Source organism: Streptomyces botrytidirepellens, from assembly GCF_003721215.1.
GTDB classification, from domain to species: Bacteria; Actinomycetota; Actinomycetes; order Streptomycetales; family Streptomycetaceae; genus Streptomyces; species Streptomyces himastatinicus.
This window is the reverse complement of the sequence record NZ_RIBZ01000239.1, coordinates 59,571-79,322: the sequence shown is the minus strand read 5'-3', so window position 1 is coordinate 79,322 and position 19,752 is coordinate 59,571. Positions and strand designations below refer to the sequence as shown.

General features: G+C 66.6%; 13 protein-coding genes. 10 read left to right on the top strand and 3 right to left on the bottom strand.

Annotated features, from left to right (window positions below):
- Nucleotides 1–107 precede the first annotated feature (107 nt).
- Nucleotides 108–3,719 carry an NACHT domain-containing protein gene (locus tag EEJ42_RS18630; RefSeq protein ID WP_123101036.1) on the bottom strand — a complete coding sequence of 1,204 codons (3,612 nt, stop codon included), beginning with the start codon at nucleotides 3,717–3,719 and terminating at the stop codon, nucleotides 108–110.
- Nucleotides 3,720–3,998: 279 nt separating this feature from the next.
- Entirely contained in the window at nucleotides 3,999–5,426 is a 1,428-nt protein-coding gene (locus EEJ42_RS18625) for an MFS transporter (RefSeq protein ID WP_246096911.1), read from the bottom strand.
- A gap of 751 nt (nucleotides 5,427–6,177) precedes the next feature.
- Between EEJ42_RS18625 and EEJ42_RS18615 the strand changes: the two genes are divergently transcribed.
- From EEJ42_RS18615 to EEJ42_RS18585, 7 genes are all read left to right on the top strand, one after another.
- Nucleotides 6,178–6,924, top strand: coding sequence for a tRNA-dependent cyclodipeptide synthase (locus EEJ42_RS18615; protein ID WP_123101033.1), 747 nt, complete (start codon nucleotides 6,178–6,180; stop codon nucleotides 6,922–6,924).
- A gap of 149 nt (nucleotides 6,925–7,073) precedes the next feature.
- Nucleotides 7,074–7,928: a 2OG-Fe(II) oxygenase family protein gene (locus EEJ42_RS18610; RefSeq protein WP_184503158.1), complete on the top strand. Its 855-nt coding sequence runs from the start codon at nucleotides 7,074–7,076 to the stop codon at nucleotides 7,926–7,928.
- A complete protein-coding gene (locus tag EEJ42_RS18605) occupies nucleotides 7,925–8,833 on the top strand; it encodes a 2OG-Fe(II) oxygenase family protein (protein ID WP_123101031.1) in 909 nt (302 codons plus the stop codon). Before EEJ42_RS18610 ends, EEJ42_RS18605 begins: the two co-directional genes overlap by 4 nt.
- Nucleotides 8,830–10,347 (top strand): cytochrome P450, encoded by a 1,518-nt coding sequence (locus tag EEJ42_RS18600; protein ID WP_184503157.1) that lies wholly within the window; start codon nucleotides 8,830–8,832, stop codon nucleotides 10,345–10,347. The genes EEJ42_RS18605 and EEJ42_RS18600 overlap by 4 nt, the downstream gene beginning before the upstream one ends.
- Complete coding sequence (locus EEJ42_RS50965; RefSeq protein WP_184503156.1) at nucleotides 10,344–11,285, top strand: 2OG-Fe(II) oxygenase family protein; 942 nt, start codon at nucleotides 10,344–10,346, stop codon at nucleotides 11,283–11,285. Before EEJ42_RS18600 ends, EEJ42_RS50965 begins: the two co-directional genes overlap by 4 nt.
- 50 nt (nucleotides 11,286–11,335) lie before the next feature.
- On the top strand, nucleotides 11,336–12,226 hold the full coding sequence (locus EEJ42_RS18590) for a 2OG-Fe(II) oxygenase family protein (RefSeq protein ID WP_123101030.1): 891 nt from the start codon (nucleotides 11,336–11,338) through the stop codon (nucleotides 12,224–12,226).
- Nucleotides 12,223–13,146, top strand: coding sequence for a 2OG-Fe(II) oxygenase family protein (locus tag EEJ42_RS18585; protein WP_123101029.1), 924 nt, complete (start codon nucleotides 12,223–12,225; stop codon nucleotides 13,144–13,146). Before EEJ42_RS18590 ends, EEJ42_RS18585 begins: the two co-directional genes overlap by 4 nt.
- A gap of 194 nt (nucleotides 13,147–13,340) precedes the next feature.
- On the opposite strand, the gene EEJ42_RS18580 is transcribed toward EEJ42_RS18585, so the two are convergent.
- Complete coding sequence (locus tag EEJ42_RS18580) at nucleotides 13,341–14,066, bottom strand: hypothetical protein (RefSeq protein WP_123101028.1); 726 nt, start codon at nucleotides 14,064–14,066, stop codon at nucleotides 13,341–13,343.
- Between the two features lie 295 nt (nucleotides 14,067–14,361).
- Between EEJ42_RS18580 and EEJ42_RS18575 the strand changes: the two genes are divergently transcribed.
- Genes EEJ42_RS18575 through EEJ42_RS18565 form a run of 3 tightly spaced genes read left to right on the top strand, consistent with a single transcriptional unit; the run spans nucleotide 14,362 to nucleotide 19,719 of the window.
- A complete protein-coding gene (locus tag EEJ42_RS18575) occupies nucleotides 14,362–14,940 on the top strand; it encodes a hypothetical protein (protein WP_246096910.1) in 579 nt (192 codons plus the stop codon).
- On the top strand, nucleotides 14,937–17,003 hold the full coding sequence (locus EEJ42_RS18570) for a DEAD/DEAH box helicase family protein (RefSeq protein WP_123101026.1): 2,067 nt from the start codon (nucleotides 14,937–14,939) through the stop codon (nucleotides 17,001–17,003). Before EEJ42_RS18575 ends, EEJ42_RS18570 begins: the two co-directional genes overlap by 4 nt.
- The gene (locus EEJ42_RS18565) at nucleotides 16,993–19,719 is read left to right on the top strand and encodes a TerD family protein (RefSeq protein WP_123101025.1); all 2,727 of its coding nucleotides are present in this window, start codon (nucleotides 16,993–16,995) and stop codon (nucleotides 19,717–19,719) included. The genes EEJ42_RS18570 and EEJ42_RS18565 overlap by 11 nt, the downstream gene beginning before the upstream one ends.
- Nucleotides 19,720–19,752: the final 33 nt, after the last annotated feature.

The window sequence follows — 19,752 nt, the reverse complement described above, 5'->3', positions numbered from 1 at the left end:
GCATCCGTCAAATCACCCCGCCCCATGTCCATATCAACGACGCAGGCACGCGGCAGTCACATGATCGGACGGACAAGTCCTAGCCGGTAGCGACACAGCCTTGGCGGTCAGGCGGAGAACCACTTGCCGTCAGTTGCCACGTTCGCAAGGTACTGATCGCTGTCGCTCCGCATTGCCCTGTCGGCAGCCATGACCCAGGCCATGGGATAGTCGAAGGGCGACGCGAGAATTGCAGCCATTATGTCGCTGGGCAGGTCGCTCGGCTGCATACGGACAGTTCCATGGGGACCATGTGCGCGCAGTCCCTCCAGGTTCGTGGGGGACGCGGCATGGGTCATGCGCGCTGTAAGTGCTAGCAGGGCAGGCCATGCGGCACTACCGAAGGGTGCCGTGTTGGTCAGGATGTCGTTGCTGAGGGGCTGCAACTGCTGCACCGGCCCTTCGGGGGCTATCACATAGTGGGTGATCAGGAGAGCTGTGAGTGGGGCACAGGTGGCGGCGGCAGGCAAGGTGGCGTCGGACAGGCGGCGGGCTACGAGCGAGGCACCCAGGCGGCTTGAGCTCATGCACAGGGCTTGCTGCATCTCAGGAGGCAATGCGCTGATGGCTTCATCGATGCGGGGCAGGTGTTCGGTGACTACGGTTTCGTCGGCGACGGCGATCAGCCCCAGGACCCATGTGGCGCGTGAGAGAGCGTCCGTGTGGGTGGCGAACTGCTCGGCCCACCAGGCGGTGGCGGATCGGTTGAGGCGCAGTTCGAGGATGAGCCGGCCGTAATCGGGGTCGGCGCCAAGGGGCTGGGAGCCGTGCGTGATGTCGCCGCCGGTGGTGAAGCCCTGGGCGGCGGCACCGATCACTGCGATCTCCGCTGCCAGCCAACAAGGGCCCAGGATCGTTTTGACAGCTCGGGCGGTGTTGCCCCAGGGAGAGGTTGTGTGCCGCTGGCCTTTGCTGAATTTGAGCGCTGGTTGAAGGGTATGGAATCGCGGGTCGCGTTCCTTAAGACGTGTGAAGGCGTTAAGACGAGGGCGACCAAACAGATCAGGGACACTATGGCCGACGACATAGAGATTGTGCAGAGCGTTCGTTCCGGATGCCTTGTGGAGGAGGTACTGGGGGCGCAGGACGCAGAGCAGGTCGCTCGCGTATGAGGTCGTGGGGCAGTCCAGCTCGCTGGTGTGACCGTCGAGGACGGCTCGGACCAGCTGTTCCTCCTGCAGTGAGCCATGCGGCGGTATCAGTCCTGCCTGTAGGGCCGCAGCTGCGGTGGAGACATCGGCCAGAGCGAGGCAATCGAGTTCGGGCTGGGCCAGCTGGTTTGCGCACTGGAAGTCCGAACCAATACGCAGCCAGACGTCTTCCTGGTCGGTTCCCAGGACGGCCCGCATATGGGGGTGCCACCAGTTCCTGAAGATCTCCGGATCTTCCAGGAGCCAGGTGGCGAGTTGACGGCGTTCTACAGCTGCTCGGGATCGAGGGGCCTGCGCCACGGAAGCGAGGAGCTGTTCGACGAGGTGCTTGCCACCACGGTCAGGGCTGGGAACTGGCAGGTCGTCGCTGGTGCGGAGTTCGTGGTTGATGAAGCGGACGCTGAGGTCATCGAGGAAAAGGTCGGCCGCGCGCCGCTGGGAGCGGGTACGGGCGCTGAAGACGCCATCTGCGAGCAGGAACCAGGCGGTCAGGCGGGTCTGGCGGGGCCGCGTGCCCTCGTCTCGTTCCTCCTCCAGCGTCTCAACCAGGCCGGAAAGCTCGTTGGGCTTGGCGAATCCGGCGAAGAACCTGCTGGTGTTGAGCCAGTATCCGCGGCGTACGAGGTGCCGCAGGACATCTGCTTTGTCGAACTGCGGCTGGTCAGCTCCGGCGAAGTCGTACAGGTAACGGGCTGCGAAGTACTCGCGCAGGGGCTGCACGTCGAACTCAAAGGTGCCCTGGACCTTACTGGTCAGTGCCCATACCCGGTCGGTGACGGCGGTGAAGAGGTCATCGACCAGGTTGGTTTCCTTCTCCACGTCGAACAGGTAGTTCAGGATCGCTCGGCGCAGCTCCTTGGTGGGCAGCTGGCCGTTTCCTCCACCCTGTTCCGCCCGGGCCTGCAGGTGCCAGCCCAGGAAGGAAGTGACTTCCTCAAGATCGGAGCGGTGTTCGTCGACCGCAGCGGTCTTCTCCGCTTCGCGGTCGAGGAAGGTCTCCATGTAGGAGCTGTAGAGGTCGGTGCGGTTGGCCGGGACGGAGTTGCCGCGCTTGTGCATCAGGTACAGCAGGATGGTCAGCTGCATCGGGTTGTCGGCAAGTTGGGAGATGTGCGGTTCAGCCGAGCGCTGGCGAAAGATCCGCTCGAGGTTGCGGCGTTCCTTGTCAGGAATGGACCGCGCCTGGGCCCATTTGCGCAGGTAGGTGGTGCGCAAGGATTCGTTGAGCCGGGTCAGGGCGATCGTTTCGAAGCGATCGCTTCTGGGTTCGGCCAGTCCGGCCACGTTGGGGCGGGTCGTGACAATCACTTGTGGTCTGAGAGCTGATCTCAGACGTGCGGTGAAGCTGTCGATCTCGTCGACGACGCGCTGGCGCGTGTCGCTGCGTGCGACCTCGTCCAAGCCGTCGAGGACGATGAGGACGGGCAGGCGTTCCAGGATGTCGTGGACGGTGGTGGTGTCCGCGGGCAGGCCGCCGCTTCGGGCGGTGAGCAGGCAGGCGATGAACTCCTCCAGCGATCCTTGCTTGCGCAGCCGCCTGCGCGGAGGTCGGTCCTCGTCGCTGAAGGGGTCGATGCCGGCGAGCCACGCCGCGTAGTCGCGCAGGTCGATCCGCAGCGGGAGCCGTGGATCGTTGATCAGTTCTCTTGTGCTGGGCTGTGCCGGGTCGGTGTTCTCGTGGGCTAGGTAGGCGGCCCGGTGGAGCTGGGACAGGTACTGTCCGAGTGTGGACTTTCCCTGGCCGGGTTCGCCTCGTACCAGGGTGAAGGGCTGGCGTGTCGTCAACAGGTAGTCGGCTGCCCCGCCCAGCGTGTCCAGCTCGGCTTCCTCGTAGGCCACTCGGTGGTCGGCAAGGGGACTGGACAGGCGGATGGCTTCGACGTCGATGAACAGGTCGTTCAGGTTGTGCGATGTCAGCTCGACCTGTTTGAACTTAACCTTGGCGTCCTCGTCCCACTGGGTGGCGATGACCTTCATGACCAGTGTCCGCAGGGCGTGATCGTGTGCAGCAGTGTCAGCCCCGTCGATCAGGTAGCGCACCAGGTCATGGCCGGCGAGCATGTCGGAGTAGGCCCACTTCAGTTCGGTGGGGGCGGCGTCCACTCGCGCATCAATGTCAGCGCGCCACCAAATGTGGATCGGGATGCCGAAAGCCGCCGAGTGTTTCGCCAGTGCGCTATCCATCTTGTCCATCGAGCCACGGCGCGGCGTGGCGGTGCCGGCCACCGATGTCATCAGGTAGTAGGCCTCAGCGCCTTCCTTCACCAGCCGCCGGATGTTGTCGGCCTCGCCCTCAAGTGCGGAGTTGAGCCATGTGACCGGGCTTTGCTGGGGCTTGCTGGTCCACTTGACCTGGTAGATGATCAATCGTCCGTCATGATGGCGCGTGGCGTCCCGGCCGCCGTCGGAGTGCCCGACGGGGTAGCACTGGACATCGCTGTAGGCGCTGGCGAGGAGCGCGTTGCACAGCCGTTGGAAGTTCTTCTCCGTCAGTCGCTCGTAGAGATACGGTCCCGCCGAAGCATCCACCCTGCGTGCCACCTGTTCCCCGTCCAATGCCCTGGCCCCTCTCCCCCTGGTCGATGTCGGACAAGTCACTGTACGACGCGTCACTGACAACGCTGCTTCACCCGGATTTCCGTTCCCCGGGCCGGTTTTCCGGTGCGCCGCAGGTTCGGGGCGCCGGTGCTCTGCAAGCGTTGCGCACTCATGATCATCCTGTGTGGGGTGTTGGGTGCGGGCGGGCCGGTCCTGGCTTCGACACTGGCGGACGCGAACCTCCGTTCCTGGTGGGTGGCGGCGATGTCGCTATCTAGGCCTGGCTCCCTGGTCCGCAAGGCATGCGTTCTGTCGCGGTCGTTCACGTTTCCCGATCCATGCCACGAGGATCAGACAGGCGGCCATGCAGCCCAGTGCGGTGGCCTGTAGCGCCGTATCGGAGGCAGCTTCCGCGCCTACGCCGTGGTTTTGGTCGCTGACGGCTCCAGCGAGGGCAACGCCGAGGCCGGCCGCCACCGTGATGATCGTCTTGGTGACTCCTGATGCCTCCCCGGCCCGCTCGGGCCTGATCACCCCCTGAGTGGCAATGAGAGTCAGAGAATTGGCTATCCCGAGGACCACACCTCCCACGGTTGCTGCAATCAGGTACACCACGAGGGATGACGCCCAGGCGAGGCAGGCGAGGACAGCGGCTCCCATGCCGAGGCAGATGGTCATCACGCGCACCGCGGCTGGTGGGGCTACACGTCCTGCGAGCGGGCCTGCGAGGGCCATGGCCAGTGCCGGGACGAGGAATGCGGCACCCGCGAGGGCGACCGACAGGTCCCACTGCCCCTGGAGCGTCAGGGGCACGACGAACAGGAACATGACTGTTGCGGCGTTGGCCACCCCTCCGGCGAGGGTGAGTGCCACGTAGGGCCCGTTGCGGAAGAGTGTGAGCTCGACCAGTGGGCTTGCCGCCTTGCGTTCTTGCCATACGAACCAGGTCAGCAGGGCGGCCACGACGACCAGGCCGGCCAGGCTGACGGGCCACTGCCAGTGTCGGCCGCGGTCGACGACGAAGGCGAGGGCCGCAAGCGCGGCCGTGGCGGTGAACAGTCCGCCCCAGTCGACACTCCGGTGCGTGCTGGTGTCGTAGCTTTCGGCGGTGCGGGAGGCCCATACTGCGCCGAGGACGGCGAGGGGGACGTTGAGCCAGAACACCGCCCGCCAGGACACCGCCTCGGTGAGGGCGCCCCCGATGAACGGGCCGCAGGCGGTGGCGATTCCGCCGATGCCCAGTGCGCGGCCGGTGGCCCGGCCCCGCAGTTCGCTCGGGTAGACGTTGGTCAGCAAGGACAAGCCCACCGGCATGATCATCGCGGCACCCGCCCCTTGGGCCACCCGGGCACCGACAAGAACGGGCAGCGTCGGGGCGAGCGCACAGACCAGGGACGACGTGCCGAACAAAGCAAGGCCCAAGACCAGCAGCCGCCGTCGGCCAAACAGGTCGCCAAGGCGTCCCGCACCCAGCATCAGCGTCCCTGTGGACAGCAGATACGCGCTGATCACCCACTGGAGGCTGTCGCCTCCGGCGTGGATATCACGGCCGATCTGCGGCAGGGCCAAGTTCAGGGCGAACGAGTCGAGCTGGATACAGAACACGCCCACGGACATGGCCAGCAGGGCCCATCGTCGGGCAGCGAGTGCCGGTGTCACTACGGCCCGGCCTCCTTCCTCACGCTGCAGCGGCAGCATCGTTGGGAACATCGCCGCACGGCGGAGCGGCGGTTGAGGTGCTGATGACGGAGGGGGAAGGCGCAGCCAGAAGAGGGCCCCCTGAAGAGGGCGTCACTGCTGCTCAGAGAAGGAAGATGCGAGTCCCGGAAGAGTGGGGCTGTCCGCAGAAAGCGCCACGTCGTGCGGAGCGGATGCGTAGACCCGCTGCTCGCCGGACGGCTGAGAGATCACTGTAATCGACACCGAACTGCTTGCCAACTCCCCCTGGTGGCCGTGGAAGCCGCTACGGAGGGCCCGAGAGATATCGGCCATCATCGGCGGAGCGCCGGCCCGTTCGCTCTCCGTGGTCCGCGTGCGCTCTCCTGCTGGGGTGCCGCGTCGCCGCGCATTCGGCGCCCGGGCGGCAAAAGACCAGCTCATCGCTCGTCATATGTGAGTGGCACTGGTCGGCGTCGCTTACGCATGCGGCCCCGGCGCGAGTGGGACGACGCCGCGCCGCCCGCCACGGCGCGTCGACGCCCGCACACCTGCTGTGACCAGCCTTTTTCTTGGAAAACGATGTCTGATTGCTGACGGGGCTTAATTAAGTGCCCCTGCCATTGGCCGCCTCATCGTCAGCCTGCTACCAATTCGGTGTGGCCCCCGAGGGTGATGTGCAGAGGTTTTCCAGAGTCATGATCTCGCGGGGCCGCATTGGGCTGCGTACGTATCCCGAAGGAAGCCGAGAGAACGTAATCCCTGCACTTCGCGACGAACTCAGGCGGTTGCAATGGCGCTCGATACGCAAGCGATCCCCTCTACCCGTCCGCACCTGGAGCCGACACGCAGGACGCGCTACAAGGCGGAAATAGCATCGGTCTCTCCTGCGACAAGCCGAACTACTTTCGAGCAGTACGACACGTGTTTTCTCGGCGTCAGCCTCGAGAACAGCAACTTCAGGACCGCCAAACTGACGAGCATGGTCAAGTGGATCTCACGGAGGTTCACCCGGTGCACTGTGCTCATTGGTGACAGCATTCATCGGCTCACGCTGGAATCGACCCGCGGGATGCCGCCAAAGGAGGCCCGGGACCGGGCTATGGAACTCGGCAGCCAGTTCGCGGAGAACGAGCGAAAGGTCTTCGACGAGTACAGCGACTCCACCGACTTCACCTACCTGAACTGCAGCGACGTGCAGGACACTCGGGAGTTCTCCGAGTTTCACGGCGAGTTGACAACGTTCTTCACCAAGGACGATGTGTTTCGCTCGTCGGTGGAGTCATTCGGACGCGCCTATCACCGCAAGCACTCTTGTGGAGCCAGTGCGACTGAGTGGGAAAACCGCATCAGGATGTCGAGCGAGTACTTCCTGGAAGAATTCGCCATTTTCGCCTGCCTCAAGCAGCAGGGGCTTCCAGTGATGGTGTATCCAGGATCTTTCAGCACGCTTTCTGAGATAGCGAGAGGAGAGCATCGGGGAGCGCCAGAAGAACTGCGCGATCTCATCGTCGTGTCCCTCCACCTGAAAGGCCGGTGAGCATGGAGTCCACGCCTCGTACACCGGCTCCCGAGATACGCCGGGGGCAGATATACCGGGACGTCTACGTGAAGCGTTCCCCTGACCGGCCGGCCCTCGGTGAAGCGCGGCTCGAGAAAGCCCGGATTTCCTCTGGGAAGCTGCGCTTCATGGATTCATCTGCGCGGGACCGGGCATTCAGTGACGGAGTCTTCTTCTTGGAGATCCCCGCCGAAGTCGACGTCTCGGCCGGTGACGCGTTCGCTCAGCAGTTCTACTGCGGGCCGTCCGCCGTCCCGTATGGCCGGTTCCGCACCATCGGCAGCGACCACTTCGACGACCCGCTGCTCGGCTTCCACCAGCGGATCAACCAGATCGAACAGTTTCTTCTGGAACGGCGCTTCTGGGGCACCGACTATCCGCCGGAGATCGCCGCGCTCGGCGAGGTACTCACCCGGATCTCGCAGCAGGTGCTGTGCTCCGTGCTCGCTCACGTGGGCATATCCGAGCAGGACTGGGCGCGGGCCACCGGTGGCTGCTCGCAGTCCGGCGGCTCGTACCACCTGACGTTCAACCACTACCGCCCCGCGCAGGAGGAGATCGGCCTCAGCTCCCATAAGGATGACGGTTTCCTCACCATCCTGCGGACCACTGCCCCAGGCCTGGAGGTCGCCCGTGGCGACCACTGGGAGGTCGTGCCCGCAGACCCGGACTGCTTCATCATCAACTTCGGGCTGGCCATGGAAATCCTCACCGCGGACAGCGGAACACCCGTCGCGGCGATCATGCACCGGGTCTCGCAGCAGCAAAATGACCGGTCCAGCTATGGGCACTTCAGCTCCAGCGGCTGCCTGCCCGGGGAGGACCAGGGCATCTACCGCTACGTTCAGGGCGTCGGCCTGGAACGCATCTGCGGCTCGCGCGAGCTCATCGACGAGAACGACTACGAGATCTACGCCGGCACCGAGGCCCCGGACACGCCTGCCTCGCCCCTTCACATCACAACGGAAGGAGGGCGCGGATGAGCACCGGGGCTATGACACTCCAGCGTGCATCGGTGCAGGGGACGGGCCTTGCCTTCCACACCGAGGGCGGCCTGCCCCAGGCGCTGCAGGACGGCTGCTTCCTGCTCGCTATACCCACAGGATTCGATCCCTGGCCCGGTATCACCCTGTGCCGTGAGTTCTACCGTGCACCGGAGGAGGGCCCAGATGGGACCCGGTCCTATCGCGGCTTCCGGACGCTGGAGGGCGTCTACTTCGACCGGGAACATTTCCAGACCGAGCACGTCCTCATCGACGGGCCCGGACGCCGGCGCCACTTCCCCCGGGAACTCATCACCATGACCGAGCAGATGGGCGAGCTCACTCTGCTGGTGCTGCGCTGCGCGATGGCCGAGCTGGGCATCGCCACGGCCCTTTGGAGCGAGATCACCGGCGGAGCTGTCGACGGGCGGGGCACGCACTGGTTCGCGGCGAATCACTACCGTTCCGAGCGGGCTCAGCTGGGCTGTGCCCCGCACAAGGACACCGGATTCGTGACCGTCCTCTACAACGAGGAGCCGGGCCTGGAAGCGTCCGTGGACGGCGTGTGGGTCCCCATCGACCCGGCGCCCGGCCACTTCGTGGTGAACTTCGGCGGGGCCTTCGAACTGCTCACTGCGGCTCTGAGCCGGCCGGTGCGCGCCATCTTGCACCAGGTCAGGCAGTGCACCCCGGCGCCCGGCGCGGCCGACCGGTTCTCGTTCGCGGCCTTCGCCAACCCGCCGGCCGTCGGAGACCTCTACCAGGTTGGCCGCGACGGTTCCGCCGCGGCGGTGCGCAGCTCTGCGGACTTTCTGCGAGAGTTCAACGAACAGACCTGGTCCGACCGGCACGCTGACTTCGGGATCGCCCAGTCGGTCGGCGCGGGCAGGGGTGGGCTGTCGTGACCACCTCAGCCGACGGCCGCCGTGCCGTCCGCAAGGACACGGACGTGGCCCTGCCGGAAGGGCCGGGTGCGCCCTTCCCCGGAGTGATCGCGCACCATCGGGGCCCCAGCAGGCTGCACGGCCACGCCCCGGCCTTCCATGAGGCCACCGTGGTACGCGGCGAACCCGCCTCGCACTACTTCCGCGCCTCCGGCATCAGCGCCCTCGCCGAGGAAAACGGCGGCCTGTGCACGTTCTGGATGGGGCAGCGGCTCGCGCTCTACCAGATCACCAACACCCCTGTGGCTGGCGAGGACGCCCTCGCGCCCTCTACCGACGCCAACCGTGAGCTGTTCGGCGATTTCATGGGGTCCATGCCCCACGACCACCCGGACCGCCCGGCGAAGCGCGCCGCAGTCGAACGCTCCCTGGGCAACGGCAAATTCGTGGAGGGCCTCGAACCGGCCATCCGGCGGCACACGGCTGCCCACCTGCGCCGTGCGGCAGGGCAGGAGATCCCGCTCGACGACTTCACGCTGTCCCTGACCGCGTACGTGGACAGCATGATTCCTGGCGTCCTCGACCTCAGCCTGCGGCCTTTGCCGGAATACCTGCACTCGGCAGAGTACGGCCGTGTGGTCCGCGGCTTCTTCGACCTCGCCTCCGACGTCATCAGCAACGACAACCCACAGGCGATGCGGGAGTTCGACGTCATCGTCCCGTTCGTCCGCGACCTGCTGACGGACAACTTCGAGTCCCTGGCCCAGGCGCCCGCCTCGAACATGATCCGGCGCTACTTTGCGCTGTGGGAACGCCCCTTCACGCGCCACAGCGTCGCCACGCTGGACGCCGCGCAGATCAAGGAGCTCGGCACGATCATCGTGGCGACGTACGACACCACGGCCCTGAGCCTGATGTGGGCACTGGGCTATGTGGAGAGCACACCGCAGGTCAAGGCCGCGATCACGGCGGAGGCACGGGGCGGTGGTGGCAACGGCCGGTGTCCGAACAGCGGCTCCTCGCTGTCCGTGACCGACCTCGCGGTCCTGGAAGCCGTACGGCTGGGCGGCAGTAATCCCAGCTCCCTGTGGCGCCGTACGACCACGCCCTTCACCGTGCACCACCGAGGAGCTGAGGTGACCGTCCCGCCGGGCACCATGGTGTGGCTGGACCGGCGGCAGGCCAACCGCGATCCGGCGGTCTTCCCGGAGCCGTGCCGCTTCGCACCGGCCAACATCAAAGCCATCGCCCGCTCCGAGCGCGAGACGGTCTCCTCCCTGCTCTCCCGCGGGCGCTATGAGATCAACTCGTTCAGCATGATCAATGCCGAGCGGAACCCGCGTAAGTGCCCCGGCCGCCTCTTCTCTGTGCGGATGCAGTCCCTCGTCCTGCAGGAGCTGTACGGCCATTACACGGTCAGCGCACAGGACGTCGATCTCCAACTGAAGCGTCACGCTTCCATGCCACGCCCCGCACGTCCCGGAACGATCACGATCCACCGGGACACCGGCACACCGAGGGAGCCGATCCGATGACGACCTTCAACGCCGTGACAGCGAGGGAACCCGTTGTCCTGCCCCCGATGCCCGGCGAGCAGGAGGCTCTTGCCTCCTACCCGCCGATCCCGCTCGAGTGCTCCCGGCTCCACGGCCAGGAGCTGGTCTTCGACCGCGAGGAAGGGTTCGACCGGGCGCTGGCCCAGGGCTTCTTCCTGCTGCGTATCCCCGACAGCCTCGACACCGAGGCCGGCGACCGGTTCGCCGCGCACTTCCACCAGGACCGGACCGGCGATGCCCTCGACGGCTACCGCGGCTACCGGGAAGTCAATGTCCCCGGCGCCTACCAGGGTTACTTCGACCGCGAGCACGATCAGTGGGAGAACTTCTACATCGAGCAGGCGAACTGGGCACTGCTGCCTGCCGAGGTCGCCGAGCTGGGACGCGGGATGACCGGCCTTGGTATCGCCGTCCTGCGGGCTGTCTTCCGCCACCTGGACATCCCGCCGCAGCTGTGGAGCACGATCTCCAGCGGGCTGTCCGACGGCCGAGGCCACCAGATGTTCGCGTTCAACCACTTCCGCTCTCGCAAGGCCACCCGCGGCTGCAAGTTCCACCGCGACTCCGGATGGGTGACCGTGCTCCGCTCCTTCGAGCCCGGCCTGCTCGCACTCATCGAAGGACAGCTGGGTGCCATCAACCCCGTACCGGGGCACTTCATCGTGAACTTCGGCAGCTCCCTCGAAGTGCTCACCCAAGCCCTGCCCACACCTGTGCGAGCCAACGTCCACGGCGTAGTCGCCACCGAGCGGGCCGCCGGCCACCCCGACCGGACCTCGTACGTCACCTTCCTGGACTCCGGCCTCGACGGCACGATCTACCGCCTCGAGAACGGCACGGCGCGCCCCGTGCAGTCGGTCGCCGACTTCGCCGTGCAGGAAGTGAGCCGCACTTACGACAACGACATCGCGCTCTAAGCGCGCTGGCCACAGCAGCAGTGAGCAACCACGATGGGAGCAGTCCTAACATGACGACACATGTCGTTGAGGAAGAAACTCACCTCACCCTCCCTGCGGCAGCAGTAGAGGCGGGCAGGCTGCGGTTCGCCTCGGCAGGCGACGCAGACCAGGCACTGCGTCTGGGCGCGTTCAACCTGGCTGTCCCCGAGGACCTCGATGTGACCGCGGGCCTAGCCTTCTGCCGCAGCTTCTACAAGCCCGCCACCGACGACCACGACCGCCACCACGGCCACCGCGAGCACGGTCACCCCGACTCCAAGCTGGGCTACGAGGACCGCCCCGACCAGGTGGAACAGCTGCAGCTGGAGAGCTTCCTGTGGCAGCGGTACCTGCCCGGCGAGGTGACGGCCACGCTGCGGCGGATGAGGGAGCTGACCCTGGATACCCTCTACGGCGTCTTCGACGCGATCGGGATACCCGAAGAGGACCGGGAACTCGTCACCGGTGGCGCCCGTGAGGACAAGGGACTGTGCTACACGACGGTCAACCACTACCGCGCGGGGCTGAGCGACCGCGCCGGAATCGTGGAGCACTCCGACAGCGGGTTCATCACCACCATCTGCACCGACCAGCCCGGCTACGAGATTCTGCACGAGGGCCGCTGGCTGCCCGTCCGCGAGCGCGCGGGCCACTTCACCGTCAACCTCGGCGACGCCTTCCGGGTCCTGACCAGGAAACTGCCGCGACCGGCGACCGCCGTCTACCACCGTGTGCCCGAACTGCGCCCCGACGCCGGCGCTCCGGACCGCTCCTCGTTCACGATCTACATGGGCCCGCGGTACGACATGTCCCTCTACCAGTACGACACAGAAGGGGAGCTGCGGGAGTTCCAGGGCTTCCGCGAATTCTCGGTGGAGAAGGCAGGCAAGCTCGGCTACGAGTTCCACTCCCGCATATGAGCACGGCACGGGAACACGTGCGGACCGCCTCGCGACAGGGCTGGCAGCTGGCGGAACTGCAGCACGACCGCCTCGTCTTCACCGCCGAGGGCGGACTGCGAAACGCGCTGAAGGACGGCTTCTTCTACGTGAAGCAGCCCGCCGGCCTGGACCTGTCCGCCGGAGACCGCTTCGCCCGCAGTTTCTACCTCCCCGCCGAGAAAGGGCGGGCGGACCCCTACCGGGGCTACCAGCAGTGGACGCCGAAACAACTGGGCCCGCATCAAGGCTACTTCTGCCGTGACGCCGACCAGACCGAACAGTTCTTCCTGGAGAGCGCCTGGTGGGATCGGGTCTACCCGGCCGCACTCATACGGCAAGCCCAGGCCATGCGCGACTTCGCAATCAGCATCCAGCGCGCAGTACTCACGCATCTCGACCTACCGCGTGAGGTCTGGCAGGAGGCCACCGGACACAGCCTCACCCCCCAGGGCACCCACACACTCACCTTCAACCACTTCCGGCCGGAAGTGGCCGCACGCGGCCTGAACATCCACAAGGACTCAGGCTGGGTGACCGTCCTGCGCTCCACCGAGCCCGGACTCGAGGTGGACCGGGACGGCGACTGGCACCCCATCGACCCGATACCGGGCACCTTCATCGTCAACTTCGGCTGTGCGATGGAAATCCTGACGCGATCGACCACGACACCGGTAGCCGCAGTTGCCCACCGCGTGGTGCGCCAAGCGTGCCACGACGAGGCGAAGCCGGATCGCTTCTCCTACGCGCTGTTCGTCGACAGCAGCCTCGACAACAGCATCTGCCCCGGCCTGTTCACCTACGAGCCGGCGACCGGTCTCCGCCTGGAGACGAGCTTCGAGACCTTCCTCGACGACATCCTCGACAACACCTACCAGCAGGACACAACCGGACTGTACTGAAGCTGGAAACACGCCACGCCTGCGGTCGGTGTAGCGCGCCCCCGGCGCGGAAGCCGGGCGGCCCGCTGCACCGGTCGCTAACCAAGCTCCGGCGAAGGCTGAGGATCGCATCAGCACACGCCCAGAGGCATGTGGGCTGTCACCGGCCCCGGTCGGCGAAACGGAGGTCGAGGGTGGGCCGCTGCGGCTCTTAATCAGAGGTGCGGGTCGAGCACGGGGTTCCAGGCAAACCAGTCCAGTGCCTCGGCTCCCAGTTCGTATGGGGCATTCAGGAGCGCTCTTTCCACCTCGGGCAAGTCGTCTCGGACGACAGCTGGGGCTCGCTTTAGCAGCTCGGAGAAGTCGATCTGGTAGCCGGCTTTGAGGACTTCGACGAACTCGCGGTCCTGTCCACGGATCCGGTCCATGGCAGCACGCACGCACGGCGGCCACCCGGGCATCCCGAAGTGGTCGCTGACGCTGAAGCTGTGGAGCGCAGACAGGACGAGGAACTCCTCCTGAGAGACCTCCTCTTGCAGGTACATGAGGTAGTCGATGTGCTTCTTGGCGTGCTTCTTGATCTCACCGAGAGCGCCGTACCCAAATTGGGTCAGCGTTCCGGACGTGCCCGGCCAGATGAGCTCGCGGTCCAGGATGCGCCTTTCGAACCGCAGCAGCGCGTACTGCTTGGTGCTGTTCACCGCTTCGAGTGCCTGGTGGTAGACCCAGGTGTTGCGCGCGAACATGACCCCGTCGTGGAGTTTGTTACGCCGCCCCCGCGCTCCCGCGTGAGCGTCTTCGATCGGCCCGTTGCGCCAGACAAACTGGGTGATACCGGCCGCGGCGGCATTGACCAGGTTCCCGGCTTCAGCACTCACCCCCAGGGCACTCAGGCGCTCTCGCGTGCGCGTGATCGCGGCGACGTAGTCGAAATCCCCCACTCAACTCCCCCATCCAGTCCAGCGGCATCATCCACCCACCTGTGCTCCATTATCCCGGAGGCGCCGAGCTCAAGCTTGCGTTGCCGATGGGCGATGGCGGACGACTCGGATGTGGTCGGGTCAGTGAGGGGCCGCCGTTGCTCGCACCGGCGGAAGCCCTACCGCTTTTATGGCGAGAAGGGTGTATGGGCTGCGACAATGAGTAGTGCCAGGGGCGGGTGTGGGCTGGGCGGCATGTGAGAGTGCGGGGCCTGTAGGCCTATGAGGGGGGCACGTGGGGGCGTGGTTTGAGCGTATGGCGGCGATCCCCGGCATCGCTTTTGACGGTAATCCGGGTGTCGTGCGTGGGGCGGTGCCGGGTGCAGGGGATCGTCCGGATGAGTCCTATGGCTCGCCGATGTGGCCGATCGCCGAGGGCAGGGCGTCTGCGACACCGGCCAGTCGGCATGTGCCGTTCGATGCACGCGGGGCGGTGCTGGTTGCCCGTGTCTGGGAAGCGCTGGAGCTTCCGGGCTCGGCCATGGACTACCACTTCGTCCTGCAGGGCGCGGTCGATCGGCTGTGGAGTGGGCGTCGCGCGGACCCTGCAGGCCTTGAGCTGCTTGAGGTGTTCGCCCGGCTGGACTTGGCGTTGATGGAGGCCGCCCCACAGGCAGTGTCCTTCGACGCCGCCGACGCTCCGGCGACGTTTGTGCGGGTGACGTCGGTGCCCCGGTTGATTGGCCTGCTGGAGCGCGAGGGCGCCTTCACGGAAGCTCTCGAGTTGGCGCGCCGGCTGGCCCACTTCGGCCAGGGCGAGGACGTGGCAGCCCGGCTGTCGGAGAAAGCCGGTGCGCTGGTCGCCGAGGCGGCAGCGGGAGGTGGATCGGCGTGAGCGCTGGGCTGGAGAGACTGATCCCTGCCTCCTCCTACCTGGAGGAGGCGTTCTTGCGGTGGGTGCTCACCCCGGCCGTGGATGCGTCGATCGTTTCGCGGGTGCACAGCCAGTATCCGGTCACCGTGAACGAGCGCACGTACAGGCTGGATTACCTGATCGCGGGTGAGGCATTGCAGTTGGCCGTCGAGCTGGACGGGTTCGCCTTCCACAGTGACCGGGCTGCGTTCACCTACGACCGGCTGCGGCAGAACGATCTGGCCGCAACCGGCCTGACGGTGCTGCGGTTTTCCTACGATGCGGTGCGCGGGGACACCGCACGCTGTGTGGCCCAGTTGCAGGCGCTTCTGCGGCAGGACCCTCTGCTGACGCCGCTGTTGACTTCCGTGCCGCGCGTCGAGGTCCCGGACATGGCCGGCGATCCGATGCGGGCGGGCGATCCGCCCCGCTACGCCGAGCCGCCGTCGGACGGGGCGTACTTCGCCGGTGCGCGCACCCGGGTGGACCGGGCGCCGTTGCGGTCGTGTCAGGACGAGGCGTTGGCCGCGCTCGCGAACTACTACGCCTCCGGTGGTCAGCACGCGGCAACGGTGATGGCGGTCGGGGCTGGCAAGACGGCCCTGGGGGTGGCAGCCGCGTTGTCATTCAGCAAACGGCGGGCGCTGGTGGTGACGCCGGGCTCGGTCATCCGCGGCACCTTCGCCAAGGCTCTTGATCCGGGGGTGCCGGGCAACGTGCTGTACGGGTTGGCGGGCGGGCCGCTGCTGCCCGGAGTCCGCCCGCCGGCCACGCTCGTCCTGGACGCGGACGACGGCCAAATCAACCAGGTCAGCCGTGAGCGGCTGCTGGCTGCGGACGTCCTCGTCACGAACTTCCATGCGCTGGGCTCCGGCGAGAGTGGCGGGGACCTGCTGGCCAAGCTGGAGCCGGACGATGTCGACTTCATCGTCGTCGATGAGGCGCACATCGCGGCCAGCGCCTCGTATCAGCGCCTGTTCGCCCACTTCCAGGGTGCGCGCACGCTGCTGATGTCGGCGTGCTTCCAGCGTTTGGACGGCAGGCCAATCGACGCCGATGTCGTCTACCGCTACCGGCTGGTGGACTCCGTCGCGGACGGCTCAGCGAAGAACCTGCGGGTGCATCGGTTCGCCCCTGAGGTGGCGTCGACGGTGTATGAGGTGGTGTGGCCGGACGGGCGGCGCGAGCAGATGGTGGGCCGTGATGCCTTATTGGCTGCGCTGGGCGATAAGCGAAAGATGGCCCGCATTACCGCGCAGTCCGAGGCGCCGATCCGGCAGGTGATGGCGGTGACGCGGGCGTGTCTGGATGCGCAGGCCAAGTTGCTGGCGCCCATCAAGCCGCGGGTGTTGTTCGCAGCGATGGGGCAGGCGCATGCTGAGCAGATCGCGCGGATCGCCGAGGAGCACGGGATCTCCTGCGCCACGCTGCACCACAGCATGTCCGCCTCCGTGATCGCCTCCACACGGCGACGGTTTGAGTCCGACGCTGGTGACCTGCAGGGCATCGTGCAGCTGCGGATGCTCGGCCAGGGCTACGACTTTCCGCCGACCACTGTCATCGTACCCATCCGCCCTTATGGCAGCTTCGGCGAGTTCTACCAGTTCGTCGGCCGCGGTGTCCGCGTCCTGCGTCATACCGCAGTGGCCGCCGACCAGCAGTACCTGGACATCGTCTGCCATGCCGAGCTCGGCCTGGAGGAGCATCTGGAGGCCATGTGCTCGGACAACGACATGGACCCCGCTGTGCTCCTGGACGTCCCGCTGATCGACCACACGTCCCTAGAAGAAATGCTCCCCGGCGCAGACGGCACCACCGAGGGGGCCGGTGGGGGCCCGGGAAGAGTGGACGCGTTCGTACTGTACGAGCGGGGACACGTCGAGCAGCGCGTGGTCCACGAACTGGACCGTGTGGAGGCCCGAAGGGACGAGCGGGAGATGCAGCTGATGGCCCAGCGCTACGCCGTCTATGCGCAGGGCACCACGGCCCCGGTGCCTTTTGAGCAGTTCGTCGAGTACATGCGGAGGCTGACCAGTGGCCAGTAACCCGTCGCGATGGTGGCAACCAGCACTGGAGAGCAGCCCTGAGACAGCACTCGCCCTGGAGCAGGCCGCCGGGCAGCAGCAACGGTTTGCCGAAATCGACGCGCTGGCGGCCAGACTGCTGGCCACAGGGCTCGCCGGACGGCCGGTTGCCACCATCGTCCCCGGCCGGGGACGTCACACGCCGGACACCGGCGAGGTGACGGCCCTCACCCGAGAAGAGAAGGTCTTCTGCGCCGGCGTCTTCGGGGTCCAGGAGCAGCAGCGACGCGGCGCGTGGTACCTGCCGGAGAAACTCTCGGTGAAGGCAGGGGCAGTCAACCTGCCGTATCTGCTGCGTGAACGCCCCGCCCACGCTCTGACGCTGGCCGCCGATGACACCGCCCGCCTGACCGCTGTGGAGGGTTGGGACACGGTGCTGCTGTGGGCGCTGCTGGTGCCCTTGTTCGAGACACTGCTCCAGCCGGTCCGCCTGCGGGCGGCAGGAGAGATCTTCCCGCGCACAGAGCAGCAGCGGTTCTGGACAGCCATTGAGGAGCGGTACCGGCTACTGGGCATCGGCGAGGGTGCACTGGAAGTCTTCCGCTTCGGCGGCGGCTGGCACGAGCTGGACCGTGCGGGGCAGCAGCAGGCTCGCTTGGGTTTGCTGGACACGCTTGCCGCTGCTGATCTCGTGCAGCTTGTCGCACGTCACCGGATCCAGCGCCTGCAGGGGCTGATGGCTGGTTTCGCCAAGAAGGCCAAGGCCGTCACGGCCTTGGCACGCCGGGTGCTCACCAAAGAGTTGCAGCCAGTCGTTTCCGCCTACTTCGGGGGCGACTGGTTGGCCGTGCTGGACTACCTTCAAGCTCCTCCTCACCCGGATGAGGAAATCATCACCGCTCTGCCCGAGCCGCGTCTGTACGTCGGCATGGCTGCCCAGACGGCCGGCATGGCTGGTGAGGTGGGCATCGCCGAAGACGAGGTTCAGGCGATGCTCGCGGCCTTCCTCGGCGGCGGCAGTTCCGTGTCTCCCGTGGAGGAGCGGGCTGCGGCCCTGCGCGACTGGTGGGCGGGCTTCGACCAGGCGCATGCCGTGCAGTCACGGGGAATGCGGTCCTTGTGGGGCCTGGTCGATCAGGACCTGATGAGTCTTTCCCGGACCGAGCAGGGCTTCACCCCCCAGTCGTACCGGCAGCGTCTGCCCGCCGATGTCCTCGAACGGGTGGGGCGGCTATGGGAGACGGCGACGCTCCAGCGGCATTCCGGCAGCATCGTCAGCAACCCGCGCCCGCACCAGACCATGGCCGAAGCCCTCGGTCCTGCGGTCGAGTTCTGGCACGGCGTGGGCCTGACCGCCTGGTTCGTGTGCGAAGGCCCCTACTCCCGCACCACCTTGGACCGTGTCGACCGCTACTACAGCAGGCCGCTGGCCGTCCTGCGCGCGGCCGGATGCCCGGTCGACGCCGCCTTCTTCCGCGAGCTGCGAGCCGTAGAACAGCTTCTTGGACCGGAGGAGGAGATCCCCGACAGTGAGGGCAGTACGGTCGAGACCCCGTATGGGCAGGTGACGTTTACCTCCAGCATGAGTCACGGCACCCGCCGGGAGGGCTTCGAGCGGGTGCGGGACCTCATCACACGGCACCGTCGTGCCTGGGCTGAGCAGCATCTCGGCGCCTACTTGAAGCACTGCTGGCGGTCCGAGCTGGAGGATGTTGCCCGTGACCACCACCGGTTCGTCGCTGCCAAGGGGCGGCCGCCCACGCTGACCCAGTTCGCCCGGTTCGCCACCACGGCAGCCAACCACTGGACGGGCGGCAGCCTGGAAGCGCTGTACACGGCGATCGGGGAGCCTGCGCCCTCTCAGCAGGCGCGGCCCGTCCGTTTGCTAAGAGGCGACGGATATGACATGGCGCGGCAGGTGTACCAAGGGCTGGGCGGCAAGCCCATCGACCACGACACGTGGGTGAACCAGCCGGAGGAAACCCAGCGGCAGTGGCAGCTCAGTCGTCTGGCCACGGAGAGCCTGCGCTACCTCCAGCTTCAGGAAGCACTCGGAAAGCCACCTACCGCCATGGAGTTCGGCGCCCAGCGGCTGACTTGGCCCTGGCCTGGCGGGGAAGCCGAAGGCTGGCCCATCCTCCAGCACGTTCTCGCCACACTCACCGGTACCGGCACGGACCTGTCGGCGACCGCACCCCACTCCCCCGCCGCCCCGGCCCGCAGCGAGGAGACCGGCGCTCGGCGGCCACTGGCCAAGGGCGCCAACACTGCCGTGACTACTGAGCCGACGACGGTCCGCATCACCGCAACTGGGGCGCCCGTTGATGTGTCCGCTGTGCTCCTCACCCTCAACGGCAAGGTGCGCAGCGACCAAGACCTCGTCTTCTACAACCACCCCAGTCACGACGGAGTCCGCGTCGGAGGCGACACTGCCACCGCCGATCTGAGCCTCATCCCTGGCGACATCGCCTCCATCGCCGTCATCGTCAGCATCGACCTGGAGGCCCAGCCCACCGCGGTCTTCGACCAGCACACCCTCTGGCAGGCAGACATCACTCAGCCCTCCGGAACCCAACTGTCCTTCGCTCCCGGACGCTTCTCCTCGGGCGAGACCGTCACCATCGCAGTAGAGCTCTACCGCCATACGACCGGATGGAAGGCCCGCGCAGTCGGACAGGGCTACGACACCGGTCTGGCGGGCCTGGCCGCCGACTACGGTATTAACGTCGAGGCCTGACGGCCGGAGGGCCGCAGCATCCCGTGTGCGGGG

Excerpts from the sequence above, each read along its gene's own strand:
- EEJ42_RS18625 (WP_246096911.1), bottom strand. The coding sequence starts at position 5,426 with ATGCTGCCGCTGCAGCGTGAGGAAGGAGGCCGGGCCGTAGTGACACCG.
- EEJ42_RS18615 (WP_123101033.1), top strand. The coding sequence starts at position 6,178 with ATGGCGCTCGATACGCAAGCGATCCCCTCTACCCGTCCGCACCTGGAG.
- EEJ42_RS18610 (WP_184503158.1), top strand. The coding sequence starts at position 7,074 with ATGGATTCATCTGCGCGGGACCGGGCATTCAGTGACGGAGTCTTCTTC.
- EEJ42_RS18605 (WP_123101031.1), top strand. The coding sequence starts at position 7,925 with ATGAGCACCGGGGCTATGACACTCCAGCGTGCATCGGTGCAGGGGACG.
- EEJ42_RS50965 (WP_184503156.1), top strand. The coding sequence starts at position 10,344 with ATGACGACCTTCAACGCCGTGACAGCGAGGGAACCCGTTGTCCTGCCC.
- EEJ42_RS18590 (WP_123101030.1), top strand. The coding sequence starts at position 11,336 with ATGACGACACATGTCGTTGAGGAAGAAACTCACCTCACCCTCCCTGCG.
- EEJ42_RS18585 (WP_123101029.1), top strand. The coding sequence starts at position 12,223 with ATGAGCACGGCACGGGAACACGTGCGGACCGCCTCGCGACAGGGCTGG.
- EEJ42_RS18575 (WP_246096910.1), top strand. The coding sequence starts at position 14,362 with ATGGCGGCGATCCCCGGCATCGCTTTTGACGGTAATCCGGGTGTCGTG.